Origin of the sequence: Burkholderia sp. JPY481 (genome assembly GCF_038900515.1) — a bacterium.
Taxonomy (GTDB): domain Bacteria; phylum Pseudomonadota; class Gammaproteobacteria; order Burkholderiales; family Burkholderiaceae; genus Paraburkholderia; species Paraburkholderia youngii.
Map to the genome: position 1 here is coordinate 1 of NZ_JAYMRT010000010.1, position 14,057 is coordinate 14,057.

General features: G+C 62.4%; 17 protein-coding genes. 11 read left to right on the top strand and 6 right to left on the bottom strand.

Annotation, left to right across the window (positions count from 1 at the left end; translation table 11 throughout):
- The first annotated feature begins 265 nt into the window (after nt 1-265).
- The 3 genes from VSR82_RS22765 (at nt 266) to VSR82_RS22775 (ending at nt 2,286) form a co-directional block, all read left to right on the top strand.
- On the top strand, nt 266-883 hold the full coding sequence (locus tag VSR82_RS22765) for a TetR/AcrR family transcriptional regulator (RefSeq protein WP_429463406.1): 618 nt from the start codon (nt 266-268) through the stop codon (nt 881-883).
- A 564-nt stretch (nt 884-1,447) separates the two neighbouring features.
- On the top strand, nt 1,448-1,678 hold the full coding sequence (locus tag VSR82_RS22770; protein WP_429463404.1) for a hypothetical protein: 231 nt from the start codon (nt 1,448-1,450) through the stop codon (nt 1,676-1,678).
- Nucleotides 1,679-1,788: 110 nt separating this feature from the next.
- Entirely contained in the window at nt 1,789-2,286 is a 498-nt protein-coding gene (locus VSR82_RS22775) for a YciE/YciF ferroxidase family protein (RefSeq protein WP_429463402.1), read from the top strand.
- Nucleotides 2,287-2,404: 118 nt separating this feature from the next.
- Here VSR82_RS22775 and VSR82_RS22780 read toward each other — a convergent pair whose 3' ends face one another.
- Nucleotides 2,405-2,722, bottom strand: coding sequence for a hypothetical protein (locus tag VSR82_RS22780; RefSeq protein WP_368581468.1), 318 nt, complete (start codon nt 2,720-2,722; stop codon nt 2,405-2,407).
- A gap of 317 nt (nt 2,723-3,039) precedes the next feature.
- On the opposite strand from VSR82_RS22780, the gene VSR82_RS22785 reads away from it, so the two are divergent.
- Nucleotides 3,040-3,309, top strand: coding sequence for a hypothetical protein (locus tag VSR82_RS22785; RefSeq protein ID WP_429463398.1), 270 nt, complete (start codon nt 3,040-3,042; stop codon nt 3,307-3,309).
- Between the two features lie 195 nt (nt 3,310-3,504).
- Here the strand turns inward: VSR82_RS22785 and VSR82_RS22790 are convergent, their stop codons facing one another.
- The 3 genes from VSR82_RS22790 to VSR82_RS22800 all read right to left on the bottom strand — a co-directional run bounded on the left by VSR82_RS22790 (nt 3,505) and on the right by VSR82_RS22800 (nt 5,082).
- Nucleotides 3,505-4,065, bottom strand: coding sequence for an Hsp20/alpha crystallin family protein (locus VSR82_RS22790; protein ID WP_410848384.1), 561 nt, complete (start codon nt 4,063-4,065; stop codon nt 3,505-3,507).
- A 139-nt stretch (nt 4,066-4,204) separates the two neighbouring features.
- The gene (locus tag VSR82_RS22795) at nt 4,205-4,612 is read right to left on the bottom strand and encodes an Hsp20/alpha crystallin family protein (protein WP_429463395.1); all 408 of its coding nucleotides are present in this window, start codon (nt 4,610-4,612) and stop codon (nt 4,205-4,207) included.
- Nucleotides 4,613-4,638: 26 nt separating this feature from the next.
- Entirely contained in the window at nt 4,639-5,082 is a 444-nt protein-coding gene (locus VSR82_RS22800; RefSeq protein WP_368581464.1) for an Hsp20/alpha crystallin family protein, read from the bottom strand.
- 661 nt (nt 5,083-5,743) lie between these two features.
- Between VSR82_RS22800 and VSR82_RS22805 the strand changes: the two genes are divergently transcribed.
- The 6 genes from VSR82_RS22805 to VSR82_RS22830 all read left to right on the top strand — a co-directional run bounded on the left by VSR82_RS22805 (nt 5,744) and on the right by VSR82_RS22830 (nt 10,328).
- Nucleotides 5,744-6,670 (top strand): alpha/beta fold hydrolase, encoded by a 927-nt coding sequence (locus tag VSR82_RS22805; protein WP_498858090.1) that lies wholly within the window; start codon nt 5,744-5,746, stop codon nt 6,668-6,670.
- A complete protein-coding gene (locus VSR82_RS22810) occupies nt 6,667-8,082 on the top strand; it encodes a hypothetical protein (RefSeq protein ID WP_429463391.1) in 1,416 nt (471 codons plus the stop codon). The genes VSR82_RS22805 and VSR82_RS22810 overlap by 4 nt, the downstream gene beginning before the upstream one ends.
- Entirely contained in the window at nt 8,079-8,921 is an 843-nt protein-coding gene (locus VSR82_RS22815; RefSeq protein WP_429463389.1) for an alpha/beta hydrolase, read from the top strand. Before VSR82_RS22810 ends, VSR82_RS22815 begins: the two co-directional genes overlap by 4 nt.
- A gap of 305 nt (nt 8,922-9,226) precedes the next feature.
- Complete coding sequence (locus VSR82_RS22820; RefSeq protein WP_368581460.1) at nt 9,227-9,532, top strand: hypothetical protein; 306 nt, start codon at nt 9,227-9,229, stop codon at nt 9,530-9,532.
- Nucleotides 9,532-9,843 carry a hypothetical protein gene (locus VSR82_RS22825; protein WP_498858091.1) on the top strand — a complete coding sequence of 104 codons (312 nt, stop codon included), beginning with the start codon at nt 9,532-9,534 and terminating at the stop codon, nt 9,841-9,843. Before VSR82_RS22820 ends, VSR82_RS22825 begins: the two co-directional genes overlap by 1 nt.
- A gap of 83 nt (nt 9,844-9,926) precedes the next feature.
- Nucleotides 9,927-10,328, top strand: a complete 402-nt coding sequence (locus VSR82_RS22830; protein WP_368581458.1) for a hypothetical protein — start codon at nt 9,927-9,929, stop codon at nt 10,326-10,328.
- 100 nt (nt 10,329-10,428) lie between these two features.
- Here VSR82_RS22830 and VSR82_RS22835 read toward each other — a convergent pair whose 3' ends face one another.
- Nucleotides 10,429-11,598, bottom strand: a complete 1,170-nt coding sequence (locus VSR82_RS22835) for a zinc-dependent alcohol dehydrogenase (protein ID WP_368581457.1) — start codon at nt 11,596-11,598, stop codon at nt 10,429-10,431.
- 253 nt (nt 11,599-11,851) lie between these two features.
- Here VSR82_RS22835 and VSR82_RS22840 point away from each other — a divergent pair, with 253 nt between their 5' ends.
- Nucleotides 11,852-12,076: a hypothetical protein gene (locus VSR82_RS22840; RefSeq protein WP_368581456.1), complete on the top strand. Its 225-nt coding sequence runs from the start codon at nt 11,852-11,854 to the stop codon at nt 12,074-12,076.
- On the opposite strand, the gene ligD is transcribed toward VSR82_RS22840, so the two are convergent.
- Nucleotides 12,073-14,043 (bottom strand): DNA ligase D, encoded by a 1,971-nt coding sequence (gene ligD / locus VSR82_RS22845; RefSeq protein WP_429463385.1) that lies wholly within the window; start codon nt 14,041-14,043, stop codon nt 12,073-12,075. The genes VSR82_RS22840 and ligD overlap by 4 nt on opposite strands.
- Nucleotides 14,044-14,057 lie beyond the last annotated feature (14 nt).

Below are 14,057 nucleotides of genomic sequence, written 5' to 3' on the forward strand. Positions count from 1 at the left end.
GCTCTTCGGCCCCATCGGCAACATTCCACCTGCCGAGGCAGAAGCCGCTTACTATGCAAATCTCGCTGAGTCTGTCACTGTGGCATGACGCAAGCAAAACGGTCTCCGGAAAACCCGGGGCGCTTCACAATCTTTGTTGGTCGATGGCCGTTGCCGAGGATTCCGCTTCGCCCTCGCAGCGGAGCGACTACCTGTCGAAAAGTCCCTGCAGTCACTTGCCATCAGGAATTGGACGCGCAGCGTTTCGTCTGCGCCGCTTTATCGCATGTCACGCAAACGATTGAGCCGGGAAGAAACCCGCAAGCAGACCCGCAGGCGCCTGCTCGACGCAGCGGCCTCGAGCATTGCCAGGAAGGGGCTGGCCGCAACGAGCGTAGAGGATATCGCCGCCCGGGCCGGCTATACCCGTGGTGCGTTCTACTCGAACTTCGACAGCAAAAGCGACCTGTTCGTCGAACTGCTCCGTCGCGATCACCAGAACACCCGGGAAAACTTGCGGAAGCTGTTAGAGGACGGCTCGTCCAGCCAGGACCTGCGAAAGCAGCTCACCATGTTGTACGCGCAGCGCTATCGCGACGACGACAACTATGTCATGTGGGCCGAGGCCCGCCTGCATGCCATACGTGATGCGAAGTTTCGACAACAGATGAACGTCCTTTGGCTAGAAGAGCGCGATATGATCGCCTCCCTCATCGAGCAGTTCTGCAAGCACGTCAATATGCAAGTCCCAGGCGCGTGTGCCGCCCAGGCACTTGCCACGATCGCATTGATGGACGGCGTCCTCTATTTCACCATTACCATGCCCAACGAGCTGCCGAAGACTTCAGCCGAAGCGGTCGTGAGCAAGATCCTGACGAGAATGTTCACAAGTTCATCACCCTGAGTGAACCTTGCTTGGCGCAAGGTCCGTTCTAGCGGGCTGATCAATCCGTACCCGACGACGACGCGAAGCAGCGGTCTACGCGTACGAGATCGAGTTGGATTTCAGTAACCTCTTCCGCACGTTGGGTGCGAATCGCATCGTCGATGCGTTCGTCGGCCCCATAACGACGTGTCTTGTGGCCACTACCCGTTCATCGCAGAGACGCGCCGATTTAGCACGTGGCGGCGCAAGGTGGAAAGCGCAAAGATCTTTGCGCCCCGTAGCCAGCAAAAGCCTCCCGCGCAAACGTCCCCATTTTCGAGGCAGGCAGCGAATCCGCGCACGCGTGTGGGCCGTTAACCGCGTCTTTCGGACAGGCATAGGCAAACCTCCGAGGCACATGGACTGCTTGGGAAACATGCATCGAAGCGTAGAAGCCAGAGAGGATCGAGTGCACCGTCTGGGCGCTAATGGCTCATGGTCGAACGTATCAACCCGGTTACGCGGTTTGCGCCGCGTAGAAGACCCACTTACTACGGAGATTGGTCGCACCCGGCAAACGGGGAGGCGTCCATATAACTCAGAATGACCGACGTATCATTGCAGGTGACGCATCGGGAGTGGGTGATTCGTTCGTCACCGGACAAGAGAGGCTTTCACTACCACGCTCGCGTGGAGGTTGAGCGCCGCCCTCAGGACTACGTGGACAATCGCCAGGTCTTTCGCTTCATCGACATCGGCTATTTCGACACCGAGGCCTCCGCAAATGAGCGCGGTGTGGCCTGGGCGAAGGCATGGCTCGACGTCAACTTCTAAGCGTTGGCGATTCCCCTCACATCACGCAAGTCTCTGGATGCGTGCCGCTCGGTCTCGGGCATATTCGTTGCGCCAGTGAGGGCTCCGAACAACCTTTTAGGAGCTCACAAATGTCACAGCGAAAGACGGTCGATGATCTGTTCGTGCACATGCTTTCCGATATCTATAGCGCGGAGAAGCAACTGACACGAGCGCTGGCGAAACTCTCCCGCGCCGCTTCCGACCCGGCGCTAAGCGACGCATTCAAGACTCATCTTGAAGAAACGCAAGGACAGGTTGAACGGATCGACAAGGTGGTGGAAACCTGTGACATCCGCCTGAAGAGAATGAAGTGCATCGCGATGGAGGGATTGATAGAAGAAGGACAGGAACTGATCGACGAGATTGAAAAAGGGCCGGTCCTGGATGCGGGCCTCGTGGCTGCCGCGCAGAAGGTCGAACACTACGAGATCGCCACCTACGGTAGTCTCTGCGCCATCGGCAAGCAACTAGGTTTCACCGAAGCCGTGAAACTGCTGACAAAGACGCTGGACGAAGAAAAGGCGACGGACCTCAAGCTTACCGAGTTTGCGGAAAGGGCCGGTAACAAGAAGGCGACGCAACAGTAAACCATGAGGACACAGCGCAGGCGTACCGGTCGAAATGGTCTGCCTGCGCTTGCCATCTTGTGATTTACCTTCGATTTATGCCAACCACATTCGTCCGTGGGTGTGATGCTTCCATGCATCACTGGCCGTTTTGCTGCTTGCCATCCGTATTGTCGTTCGTGCCGTGGCCGGTGTTGGGACGGGTGCTATTGTTCATCCCGCTCGACCGATCCCTCGACGGGTTGTCAGGCGCAGCGCCAGTTCCGGTTCCTGTCGCACCCGTTGCCATCCCTCCAGCGCCCCCAGCATTGCCGCCGTCAGCGGCCACACCGTTACCGGTTCCGCCGCCGCCACCGGCCCCGCCCGCTCCGCCTCCGCCGCCACCCTGCGCGTAGGCGCCGCCCGACAGTGCCGTCACCAGCGCAGAAGCCAGCATCGCTTTAGTCATGAACTTCATGGTTCGCCTCCATTCCATTGGATCGATGTCGCCAGCTGTCGGGCGCAACGCCGTAGTCGCTTCGTCACTTTCGACAGCCCGCTACTGCCGAAGGTCAGTCCCGCGGCAGCATCAACTGGAATGAGCAGGGGTTATTCCCGGGATTGCAGCAAAGAAATCCGAATGGGGTATGCCCTTGTGTCGTGCCGTGGCATGCCGAATGCGCGATCGCGATACATTCGTCGGCATTGAACGAGTCATGTCGCGGATTGCTCACTGCGCGAGCATTGGAAAGATCGACCGGCCGATGCCGCCGGGAGGAAGGGAGCCCCTTCCCCGTGGCAAGCGAACAGGTGAACCTGCTAATCCACATGACGATTCGCCTCGCGGACAGGTCAGGCCTTCTGCTGCTATTCCGGGCGTTGCACGACGGCGATGCGCAACTTGCGGGGGACGTCAGGCAGTTCGACGACCAGACCGTTGAACTGTGCATTTTCGCCACATGCTCGTCCGACGTGACATGGTTATGCGGAGAACTCGTCAACAGACAGCTTGTGGAAACCGTGCTGGTGCGACGACTCGACATCGACGCGACAAGCGGAATCTGATGAGCGCAAGCAGCCGCTTTGCGAGTACCCCCCATGCGTCAAGATACCCACGGATTCGACGGGCGCGAATGCCGGGGGCTTTCGTGAAGCCACGTTGCTTGTCGATCTCGCAAAGACCGCCACTGCTCTACCAATTGAGCTAACGGCCTGGCCAGCCAGAAAGTCGCCCGCCGCCGGGCAATTCTGGCGGCGGTGCTAACCGATATCGATGGTTCGAGTAGCGGACCGTGCCGGCTCCGTTTTTGGCACGGTCAATGTAAGAATGCCGTTGTCGAACTTTGCCAATGCATGGTCTGGGTCGGCATTGTCCGGCATCGGAATTCTGCGCACGAAGCTTCCATAGGCGCGCTCCAACCGATAGCATCCGTCTTCCTCGCTGCGCACGTCCTGCTTCTTTTCGCCACGCAGCACGATTGCCCCTTCCTCGACGCTCACGTTCAAGTCCTCGCGTACCATCCCGGGCAGTTCCGCAGTTACGCGAAGCACCGGCCCTTCGTCCACGACGTCGATGCGCGGCTGGAAGCGCGAGGAACTGAAGTCGCCAAACCATCGTTCAAACGGACCACCGCCTGCAAATGGGTCACGAAAGAATTCCTCCACGGCGCGCCACGGTTCGCGAAGAGATAGTCGTGGAATGTCAGGCCATGCGGCCCGCCACTCATCCGCGCGCCGACCGTCTGAGTCGTCCGCATCGGATTTGCGGGCGGTTCCGCGAAGGAACTTGAAGGGGTTCCATTTTTTCGGATCAGTGTTCATCGTGTGCTCCTTTCCTATCATCGACAAAACGGGATTCCGGTCTCCGCGCCACGACTGCTTCGACTCGACAGCCGAAAGGCGGTGGCTGGAGGACAGCATCCAGCTTCTTGCTACTGCTGTCCCCCTCCCCCGGCCGACTTCAGTCGGTACGCACCTCGATGAGGCGAGGTCGCGCTTCGTCATGGCGCGGTATCGTCAGCTTCAATACGCCGTCCTTCAGATTGGCTTCGATTTTCGACGCATCGAAGTCGGCGCTCATCGAGAACGCCCGCGCGAAGTGAGGCTCACGGATCTCCGCATGCTGCAGACGCAGTTCCGCCGGGGTCGGCACCATCGCCTCGGCTTCGATGTACAGGTTGCCATCGTGGACCTTGACCTCCAGCCGCTCCCTCGTCACGCCCGGCAGATCCGCCCACAGCGTGATGCCGTGGCTGTCCTCGAAGATGTCGACCGGCGGCGTCAATGTGATCCGGCGTTGCGATGCCTCACCGTCGCGCTGGGTCACCGCCGTTTGCTCCTTTCTGGCGAGTTCAGTCGTGTCGTTCATGATGTCCTCCGTAGTTCTGTCGGTGCTCACTGAACGGTAATCGCGCGCGGCTTCGACGCCTCGCTTTTGCCGATGCTCACCATCAGGCATCCATTGGTGTACCGCGCGCTCACCTTGCCAGGGTCCGCGTTTTGCGGAAGCTCGACCACGCGCCGGAAACTGCCGGCGAATCGCTCCTGTGCATAGGTGCGCGCATCGTCGCCGCGGGTTTCCGGTTGCGAGCTCGCGCGCTCGCCGCTGATGGTCAGCAAGCCCTTGTCTAGCGATACTTCGAGCCTGGCCGGATCGACCCCCGGCGCGAACGCGACGACCTCGATCGAGTCGTCGGTCGAACCGATGTTGATCTGCGGGAAGGCGCCCACGCGGCCCGAACGGATACTGGAAGGGAAGCCGCCGAAGAGGCTCGCCATCTGCCGTTGCAGACGGTCGAACTCACTGAACAGATCGGCCCCGAAGTAAAGGTCACTCATGATCGTTTCCTCCTTGGATGCAGCACGGAAACGAACCGGCCTACGCGCTCCAGTCCGTCTGCCGGGCTGCGGCAAACAAATCGAAACACGCAGCGCGCCGCATGGCGGGCGCGACTGCCTGAGCGGAATTTAGAATAGTATGCACGGTGAAAATTTCAAGGTGGGTGGCGTGAGTTGCTGTTCTGGAATTCGGCTCGCGTGCTGAGCGCTCCGGCCGGCATTCGCCGAAGGCTCGGGCGCTGCCCCTCGCCTCGATGCACTCCCGGCACAGTATCGGCCCGGAGGCGCCCTGCATCGTCCTTCACCGATCGGGAACCCGGACTCTCTGTTCCTAACTCGACATTTACGGACGGCTCAGCGCAATCGCGAACCGACATGCACCGGGCCCGACAAGCTCGCAATCGCCAACAAGCGGCATTCGTGGCACGCCGGTTGCACACCCACGATGCCGCGCATCGCGCGCGGGCATGGTGGCAGTGCCCGGTCGCAACAGTGCGTTGGAGAGACCGCTGCAAACTAGCTCAATCTGCCACCATCGCACCAAGGATGACGGATGAGTCAACGTCGGGCCAACACAAGCAGCACACGGGCCGCGAACCCGGGCGCCCGTTCTCGCGACGATCACTGCGATGTCGACCGCACGGAAGCGGGCCACCCGCGTATGCATCCCAAGATCGCGCTGGTTGCCAGCGCCATCGCCGGGAGTGCCGCCGCCGTCGCGCTGCTGCACTACTGGGGCCGCCTGCGTCAAACGCCGGCGCTTACTGAAGGAAGCCGGCTCGCTGGAATTCGAGGGCGCTGGGTGCAGGCGGGTCCGTACCGGATGTTCGCTCGGACCGCAAGCCCGACCGACGCCACCGCCACGAATACATTGGCCGCTCGCCCGCCAGTGATACTCGTCCATGGTCTCGTCGTCTCCAGCCGCTACATGGAACCGCTTGCGCTAGCGCTAGCCAGGTGGTTTCCAGTGTTTGCTCCCGATCTACCTGGCTTCGGTGAAAGCGCATTGCGCGGCCGCTGGCTCGATCTGCCCGGTCTCGCCGATGCTTTGCACCTGTGGCTGGTTGCCACCGGCCTCCGACCCGCCATTCTGGTGGGCAACTCGTTCGGCTGCCAGATCCTGACCGAGCTCGCCGCGCGTCATCCCGGCGACGTCAAGGCATTGGTGCTGCAAGGGCCCACCGCGGATCGCGGGGCCCGGCATCTGCCGGTCCAAATGTGGCGCGCCTTGGTCAACGGCCGCCGCGAGCGGCCTCATTCGCCGGCCGCGCCAGCGCGCATCGACTACGCCAAGGCCGGACTGCTGCGCGCACTGGCCACGATGCGCATCATGATTCGTGACCGCATCGAGAACCGGCTGCCGGTCGTTCGCGCGCCGGTCCTCGTGGTGTGCGGCTCACGGGACCCTGTGTCGCCGCGCGAGTGGGCCATCGAGGTGACCGCGCGGCTGCGCGCTGCGCAACTGGTCGTCATCGACGGCGGCACACACACCCTGAACTATGTGTATCCGCACAGTCTTGCGCTGGCGATCCGTCAGTTCGTCGACACGTTACCCGGCGAACCTTCCGGGCGAATGGAGCAGCCATGAGCGGCGCACCGCGAGGAATTGCGCGATTCGATTCGGCCGCCGCGATGGTCGGTGCACTGGGCGCCTGCCTGCATGGCAAGCCTTTTAGCAGCCCGAGCGGGTCACCACTGCTCGACCGCAGCATGCCGCTGATCAATCTCCTGCCTCGCTTCGCTCGCGAATGGGCGTACTCCATCGGCGGCGCAACCGAGGCGATAGGTGAGCGCGCGGCGCGGCGTCTCGACGTCGAGACCATAGCGACGTGGCTTGCCGATCGTTATCCGCGCCGCCAGTACCCGGCCGCCTTCGTTGGCTCGTCCAACGGCGCGCTCGTGCATCTGGCCGCCGCCATGGGCGTGCCCTGGCTGCCACAGACTTTTCTCTGCCCCGTCCGTGCGCCCGGCAGCGATCCCGATGATGCCGCAGCAGGCCTGCGCGACGGCAGACGTGCGCGCGAGGCGCTACTCGCAGCAGACGGACGAATCGCCGTTCACCACATGCACGATCCGAATCAGGACCGGCTCATGTTGCGCACGATGCGCTACTACCGCATCAAGCAGCGCGCGCTGGCGCTCGGGTTTCGCGAGTTCCTGCTACGCAGTCTGCCCGCCGGCGCGACGCTGTATGTAGACATATGCACGTTGCAGTGGCCCGTCACGCGTATCGGCGAGCGCGCCTTCTTTCAGTTTGGCGCGGCGGGTGGCGCGACACGCGACGAATACTTCGGTGGCGGCCCGCGCGTGCGGGAATACCTGGCCCGTTATGGCAGCGCCCGCACTTGCTGGGAGCCGCCCTCGCCGGATGCGCTCGCGCCTGAAGCCGAATGGGGCTTCGACATGAACCTGCTCGACTCTCTGCGTGCCCTCGCCCGGCAGGCCGACTGGCGTCTAGTCGAGTTTCGCTTCGAGGAACCCGAATCGCTGAGCTTTTTCGCGTTCGACACGCTGCGCGAATGGTACGGATTTGAAGGTATCGAGCCGCAGCATCTCGTCGTCGATAGCTTCGTCCTGCTCGATCCATACACGACGATGCATCTTGGCGCGTTGCCGTTCTGGCTGGTGTTCTGCACCGAGCCATCGGCACACAACCTCGCGCGGCTGCTTCAACGGGAAGGCCGTTTCGAACATATTGACCTGATGCTGTTTTCGCACGGCACCGAAGGCGTCGGCGTGGTGCCCGCGCGCGAGTGGCAAACGATCATCGCGGCGGCCTCGCCCGACGCGCGTCTGTGCGGCGTCGACGCGCAACGTTTTCCTCTCGACTTTGCCACCTTTGTGCGCTTCGACGAAGCACTCGCTCAACGCGGCAGCGAAAGGCCACGCATGCCCTCACCGGCGCCGCTGACCGTGCAAGCATTCGACGCCGCCCTGCTGCGTCACGGGAGCCGGTATGGCGTCGCCGCGACGCTGCCGGGTGCCGAGCAGGTGTCATGACCGGCGCCACCGCGCTGCTGGCCTGGTTTTGCGGGGCCTGCGCCGCGACATATGGCGCGGCGGCCGCCACACTATTCTGGATACAGGGACGCCTGATTTATCCGGGGGAATGGCGGCGGCGTGAGCCGAACGAAGCGGGACTCGCCGACATGTCGGTCGTGACCGCCACCACAGCGGACGGACTCGATCTGCGTGGCTGGTACAAAGCGCCGGCATCGTCTCGACGCTTGACCGTCGTGCTTTTTCACGGCAACGGCGAAGACCTCTCGCAACGCGGGCATATCGCGCGCGCACTGCTCGACTGCGGCTACGGAGTCTACCTCGCCGAGTATCGCGGCTACGGAGGCAATTCGGGCATACCTCACGAAGCGGGCCTTTACGAGGATGGGCGCGCAGCACTTCGCTTCGTCGAGCGTACGAATGCGCGCATCGTTCTGCACGGCTATTCGCTCGGCTCCGGCGTGGCGGTGCAACTCGCCGCCGAAGCACAGTCTCAAGGGCAGATCGAAGGCCTGATCCTCGAAGCGCCCTTTACACGGATCGCAGATGTCGCGGCACAGGTCTTCTGGTTCATGCCAGTGGGCCTGCTGGTTCGCGATCAGTATGACAATCTCGCGAAGATCGCGCGGGTGCGGGTGCCCGTCGTGATCTATGGCGGCACCAATGACAACGTGATCCCACCGCAGCATTTCGCCCACCTATATGCGCACACTGCCGCGCCGCGGCGACTATTCATGCTGGAGGGTGCGGATCACACCAATTGCTGGGAACGCGGCGGCGGCGAAACCGTACTGAGACTTCTCGAGGATATCGAAAAGGCTTCCGGGACAGGCCGATAGCAGCACAGGACAGGAGCTTGTGCGCCCCTAGGCGGCCGTGCGCAAGGCGCCGATCGAAGGGCGCGACTCGCCCGGTGGGAAGATGTACCAAGCGCCATCGTCGTGACGGAAGAAGAACATCCCCACTTCGCCCATGGCGCCGGCCGCGCTAACGTAGACGCACGACCCCCGCCAGCGTCGGCCATGCGCTAACCGCTTTGCGCGTACCTGCTTCTCTGGCTGCAAGCCGAGCCATTTGTCCGCCATGGCATGCAGCGACCGCGGCTTCCTCTCCATCATCGTCTCCTTCACCGCGCGGTGCAAAGATGGGGCGGGTCGACGGTATCGTCGCCGAATTACGGCCGGGGCGCCCGCCCGAATTGGTTGCGCTCGAGACCGGATCAGTCGCGATGGCGCGACGCATTGGCGAGCACGCCGGGCGTCGGGTAGCGCGACTCGCTGGCAAAATCGGCGGCGCGCGTTACGTCGAACCGTACCGGATTCCGTGGAGTCGGGTCCGTCGCATGGAGGTCGACATCGAGGTGGACCTGGATGCGCGCGATACCCCGCTTGGCAACTGGCAGCGCTGGCTACGCGAGCACATCGTCGAGCGTATTCCGGGATCGCGATAATGGCGCAGATCAACATCGATCTGATCGTCGGTCGGCAAGTGCTGACGCGAGACGGCTCATCACTAGGCCGCATAGAGGCGATCAAGGTGGTTCGCGACCACGACGCCTGGATGATCAGCGAATTTCACATCGGTCCCAGTGCATTGGTCGAGCGGCTCGCCGTCCGCTGGCTGCCAAGGCTGTTGCGTGAAGTGGCACAGCGCAAGGGGCGCTGGCGGTATCATCGGATTGCGTGGAACCAGATCGACGTCTCCGATCCTAGGCACCCGCGCCTGCTGTGCGATGTGGCTGAGGTTCACGGACTGGCGTAGCCGCTGAAATCTCGACCGGAGGCCGGAACGCGGCACAGAGCGTGCTTCCCGCTTAAGCGATAGAAAAAAGGACGGGGCGCCAAATGGCCGAGTATCTGAGCGCAATCTTTCGCTCGTATCGCGATGCTTCCGACGCACGCCAGGCTCTCGCTGAGTCCGGTTTATGTGAGCTGGACGTGTTCGTTTTCTCACTCGCGGCTTCGCCTGGCGCCGCGAAATGGGTGCTCCCGACGCACGAAATGGATCATGCGGAATATGCGGCTCACGGGGAATGGGGGTTGAACGCCGTCAACCGGTTCGTCGAGCCGCAAGCCGACTGTTTCGTGGCGAGCCTGCGTGAGGACAGCCGTGCCGCCCACGCATTGCTGGTCGCCGCCGATCCGCCGCCGGCACTGCTGGTACAGATTTGCGCAAGGCTGAAAGACTGCGGGGCGTTCGCCCTGAGGCCGCCGGGCTCCCGCTGGCGACTTTGCAACTCGCACTGACGTCCCGGGGCCAGCCGCCCTTCTGCTGAAACACATGAAGGGTCGGCTGCGCGCCTTTGTTGTCGCCGCCGATACGAAATGAAGAAAGTGCCTGGAAGTTCTACGGTTTCATCACCACCTTGATGCAGCCGTCTTCCTTCTCCCGAAACACGCGGTACATGTCGGGCCCTTGTTCGAGTGGAACCGTATGGGTGATCACGAACGACGGATCGATATGCCCATCCTGGATCCGCTTCAGCAGATCGTCGGTCCAGCGATTCACGTGCGTCTGCCCCATGCGAAACGTCAAGCCCTTGTTCATCGCGGCGCCGAACGGGATCTTGTCGATCAGGCCGCCGTACACGCCCGGAATCGACAGCACGCCCGCCGGCCGGCATACGTAGATCATTTCGCGCAGCACATGCGGACGGTCCGTTTCGAGCATCACCGCCTGCTTTGCGCGGTCGTAAAGCGCATCGAACGAGCGCGTCGCATGCGATTCCATACCGACCGCGTCGATGCATTTTTCCGGACCCTTGCCCTGCGTTAGTTCCTTCAACCGGTCGAGCACGCTCTCGTCCTCGAAGTTGATCGTGATCGCGCCGACGGCGCGCGCCATGTCGAGGCGCTCGGGAACGCGGTCGATCACGATCACCTGCTTTGCGCCGAGCAGGATCGCACTGCGGATCGCGAACTGGCCGACCGGGCCAGCGCCCCAGATCGCGACAGTGTCGGTCGGCTGTATTTCGCATTGCACCGCGGCCTGCCAGCCGGTCGGCAAAATATCGCCAAGAAACAACACCTGTTCGTCGGTCAGGCCGTCGGGAATCTTGACCGGCGTGACGTCCGCGAACGGCACGCGCACGTATTCGGCTTGCCCGCCCGGATAGCCGCCCGTCAGATGCGAGTAGCCGAAAAGGCCAGCGGTGGTATGGCCGAACACCTTGTCGGCCATCTCCTTGTTGCGGTTCGAACGCTCACACACCGAAAAGAAGCCACGCCGGCACTGATCGCACTCGCCGCACGCGATCGTAAACGGCACGACGACGCGCTCGCCCACTTTCAGCCTCGCGTTGCCGGAGCCGACTTCAACGACCTCCCCCATGAACTCATGGCCGAGGATGTCGCCCGACTTCATCGACGGCATAAAGCCATCGAACAGATGCAGGTCCGAGCCGCAGATGGCGCAACTGGACACCTTGATGATCGCATCGCGCGGATGCTCGATGACCGGGTCCGGGACGTTGTCGACGCGGACGTCTTTCTTGCCGTGCCAGCAAAGGGCTCTCATGTCGTGCCTCGTAGTCGATGGGCCCGTCGCGCGGGCCAACAGGGTCGGGATTCGCGGATACGCGTGCGACGATGCGGCGTGTCGATCGCGCCGACGCCATCGCAAGCGCCACCGTGTAGGAGCAACGGACGTGCCGTCGTCAAACGGGTGTCCGAACCTATCGCACCACCGCGACGGAAATCATCAACATCCCCATGGGCGCGCGTGGTACAGCCATTGCTGAACCGGTTTATTCATCAACGGAGGAGTCAACATGGCAGGCGATAACTCTTTCAAGCCGGGCGAGATCGTCAAAACGTCCGGCATCTATTCGGTCGTCCATGACGATGGCAAGGGGACTTTCGAAGTAACGTGCGTGGAGGGAGAGCATTTTCCCCCGACACGCAGCGGCAAAGGAGCTCACTACGAGCTCAAGTACGCAGCGACGCATTCGCACCGGCACGCTGAGCTGAAAGGCACCGAGCAGCGCGGCAGCTAGCGCTTCATGCCCACGGCGCGGCGCATTGCGGCGGTGATTCCCTGCCGCGTGCGCCAGTAGTCTTCCCATGGATCGAACTGCAGCGAACGCTGACGTTCGATCGCCTTGCGCATGGTCCATTCGTCGCCTCGGCCGACCCGCCGCAATTCGTCCCACGACACCGGCATCGAAACCGCCATTCCGGAACGCGCCCTGACCGAGAAAGGGGCAACGGTGCTCGCGCCGCGGCCATTGCGAAGATAGTCGATAAAGATTTTGTCGATGCGATTTTTAGGACCAAGGACCGCCGAAAAGCGGTCCGGTACCACCCGCGACATGTGACGGGCAACCGCCTGCGAGAACCCCTTCGCTTCACTCCAGGCCTGTCGTCGCGTCAACGGCACGACGACGTGGAATCCTTTGCCTCCGCTGGTTTTTGGGAATGACCGCAGACCTATCTCGTCGAGTACCACCTTCAGCAGCTCGGCCGCTTCCAGCATTGCACTCCATGGCAGGTTCGGGTCGGGATCGAGGTCGAAGATGATCCTGTCGGGATGCTCGAGGTCCGGTGCCGCGGCGTTCCAGCAGTGCAGTTCGACAACGCCCATCTGGGCGAGACCGACCAGCGCCTCCGGTTTGTTGGCAACCAGCAGCGGCGGATGCCTCGGATGCAATTCCGGCGGCAGTTCTTCCACGCCGGGAATCTGGAACTTTTCGCTGTGTTTCTGGAAGAACAACTCGCCTTTAATTCCGTTTGGCGCGCGAACCAACGCCAACGGCCGATTATGCAGATGCGGCAACGCCCATTCGGATATCGCAGCGTAGTACTCGACCATGTCGCGCTTGGTGTGCCCGGTCACCTCATCCATGACCCGCTCCGGGTTGGATATCCGGATGCCGCCGATCGTCACCGCACCTTTCGGCCCTGGACGCTGGCGAGTCGAACCCGCATCGGCCTCGAGCGGTTCGTCCGACTCGACGGCGATCATCGGTTCTTCGGTGATCGAGCCAGCGGCCTTGTCTTCCCGGATCGCGTGAAAAACCGGATGTCGGACTTCGCCCGCGGGCGTCCATTCGAGGAACGAACACTCGACGACGAGCACCGGCTCCAACCAGAGGTAGTCGCGGTTTTTTTCCGGTTTGGGAGGGTTGTAGAACGCTGTTTTACTAGCGGTGACCGTGCCGGCACGCCGCAGGAAAGCGTTCGTGGCGCGACTGGACAGGTATGGCTTGACGTTGCCCGCGTAGCGCAGCGACCCATCCTGTTCGTACACGCCGAGCAGCAGGGAATGAACACCTGAGCGCGCACCTTTTGTCCGCGTGAAGCCGCCGACCACGAATTCCTGGCGCAAATTGCATTTGAGCTTGATCCACTCGGTAGACCGTCCGGAGCGGTATGGCGCATCGCCGCGCTTGCCGATGATCCCTTCGAGCTTCATGCGGCAAGCTGAAGCGACCAGCGACACCGGGTCTTTCGCGAAGTCTTCCGACAATCGCAACACATCGGCGTCCGTTTCATGCATCAATGCGCGAAGAAGCTTGCGACGCGCACGCAACGGGTGTTCACGCAGATCGGTGCCGTTCAGCCAGAGGATATCGAAGACGAACAGGACGATGTCCGCGGTGCTGCGCCGGTCGAAGGCATTCTGAAGCGCATTGAAGTCGGGGCGACCCTCCGCGTCCAACACGACCACCTCGCCGTCGAGCCACACCTCCTCGACTGGCAAAGCCGTGAGTGCGTCGGTCAGACTGGGCAAACGCGAAGTCCAATCATGTCCGTTGCGGGTAAAGATCTGGACGGTGCCACGCTCGATCCGGACCATCATCCGATAGCCGTCGAACTTGATTTCGTAGGACCAGTCGCCGCCCGCCGGTGCGCGATCGACCAGCGTAGCGAGCTGTGGCTCGATCAGAACGGGGAACGTCCCTGGCTCACCCACAGGAGCATGGGCGCGACGGGTCCGCGAGGAGTTCCACCGGCTGCTCATGTCATGGACCCACC

Excerpts from the sequence above, each read along its gene's own strand:
- VSR82_RS22765 (WP_429463406.1), top strand. The coding sequence starts at position 266 with ATGTCACGCAAACGATTGAGCCGGGAAGAAACCCGCAAGCAGACCCGC.
- VSR82_RS22770 (WP_429463404.1), top strand. The coding sequence starts at position 1,448 with ATGACCGACGTATCATTGCAGGTGACGCATCGGGAGTGGGTGATTCGT.
- VSR82_RS22775 (WP_429463402.1), top strand. The coding sequence starts at position 1,789 with ATGTCACAGCGAAAGACGGTCGATGATCTGTTCGTGCACATGCTTTCC.
- VSR82_RS22780 (WP_368581468.1), bottom strand. The coding sequence starts at position 2,722 with ATGAAGTTCATGACTAAAGCGATGCTGGCTTCTGCGCTGGTGACGGCA.
- VSR82_RS22790 (WP_410848384.1), bottom strand. The coding sequence starts at position 4,065 with ATGAACACTGATCCGAAAAAATGGAACCCCTTCAAGTTCCTTCGCGGA.
- VSR82_RS22795 (WP_429463395.1), bottom strand. The coding sequence starts at position 4,612 with ATGAACGACACGACTGAACTCGCCAGAAAGGAGCAAACGGCGGTGACC.
- VSR82_RS22800 (WP_368581464.1), bottom strand. The coding sequence starts at position 5,082 with ATGAGTGACCTTTACTTCGGGGCCGATCTGTTCAGTGAGTTCGACCGT.
- VSR82_RS22805 (WP_498858090.1), top strand. The coding sequence starts at position 5,744 with ATGCATCCCAAGATCGCGCTGGTTGCCAGCGCCATCGCCGGGAGTGCC.
- VSR82_RS22810 (WP_429463391.1), top strand. The coding sequence starts at position 6,667 with ATGAGCGGCGCACCGCGAGGAATTGCGCGATTCGATTCGGCCGCCGCG.
- VSR82_RS22815 (WP_429463389.1), top strand. The coding sequence starts at position 8,079 with ATGACCGGCGCCACCGCGCTGCTGGCCTGGTTTTGCGGGGCCTGCGCC.
- VSR82_RS22820 (WP_368581460.1), top strand. The coding sequence starts at position 9,227 with ATGGGGCGGGTCGACGGTATCGTCGCCGAATTACGGCCGGGGCGCCCG.
- VSR82_RS22825 (WP_498858091.1), top strand. The coding sequence starts at position 9,532 with ATGGCGCAGATCAACATCGATCTGATCGTCGGTCGGCAAGTGCTGACG.
- VSR82_RS22830 (WP_368581458.1), top strand. The coding sequence starts at position 9,927 with ATGGCCGAGTATCTGAGCGCAATCTTTCGCTCGTATCGCGATGCTTCC.
- VSR82_RS22835 (WP_368581457.1), bottom strand. The coding sequence starts at position 11,598 with ATGAGAGCCCTTTGCTGGCACGGCAAGAAAGACGTCCGCGTCGACAAC.
- VSR82_RS22840 (WP_368581456.1), top strand. The coding sequence starts at position 11,852 with ATGGCAGGCGATAACTCTTTCAAGCCGGGCGAGATCGTCAAAACGTCC.
- ligD (WP_429463385.1), bottom strand. The coding sequence starts at position 14,043 with ATGAGCAGCCGGTGGAACTCCTCGCGGACCCGTCGCGCCCATGCTCCT.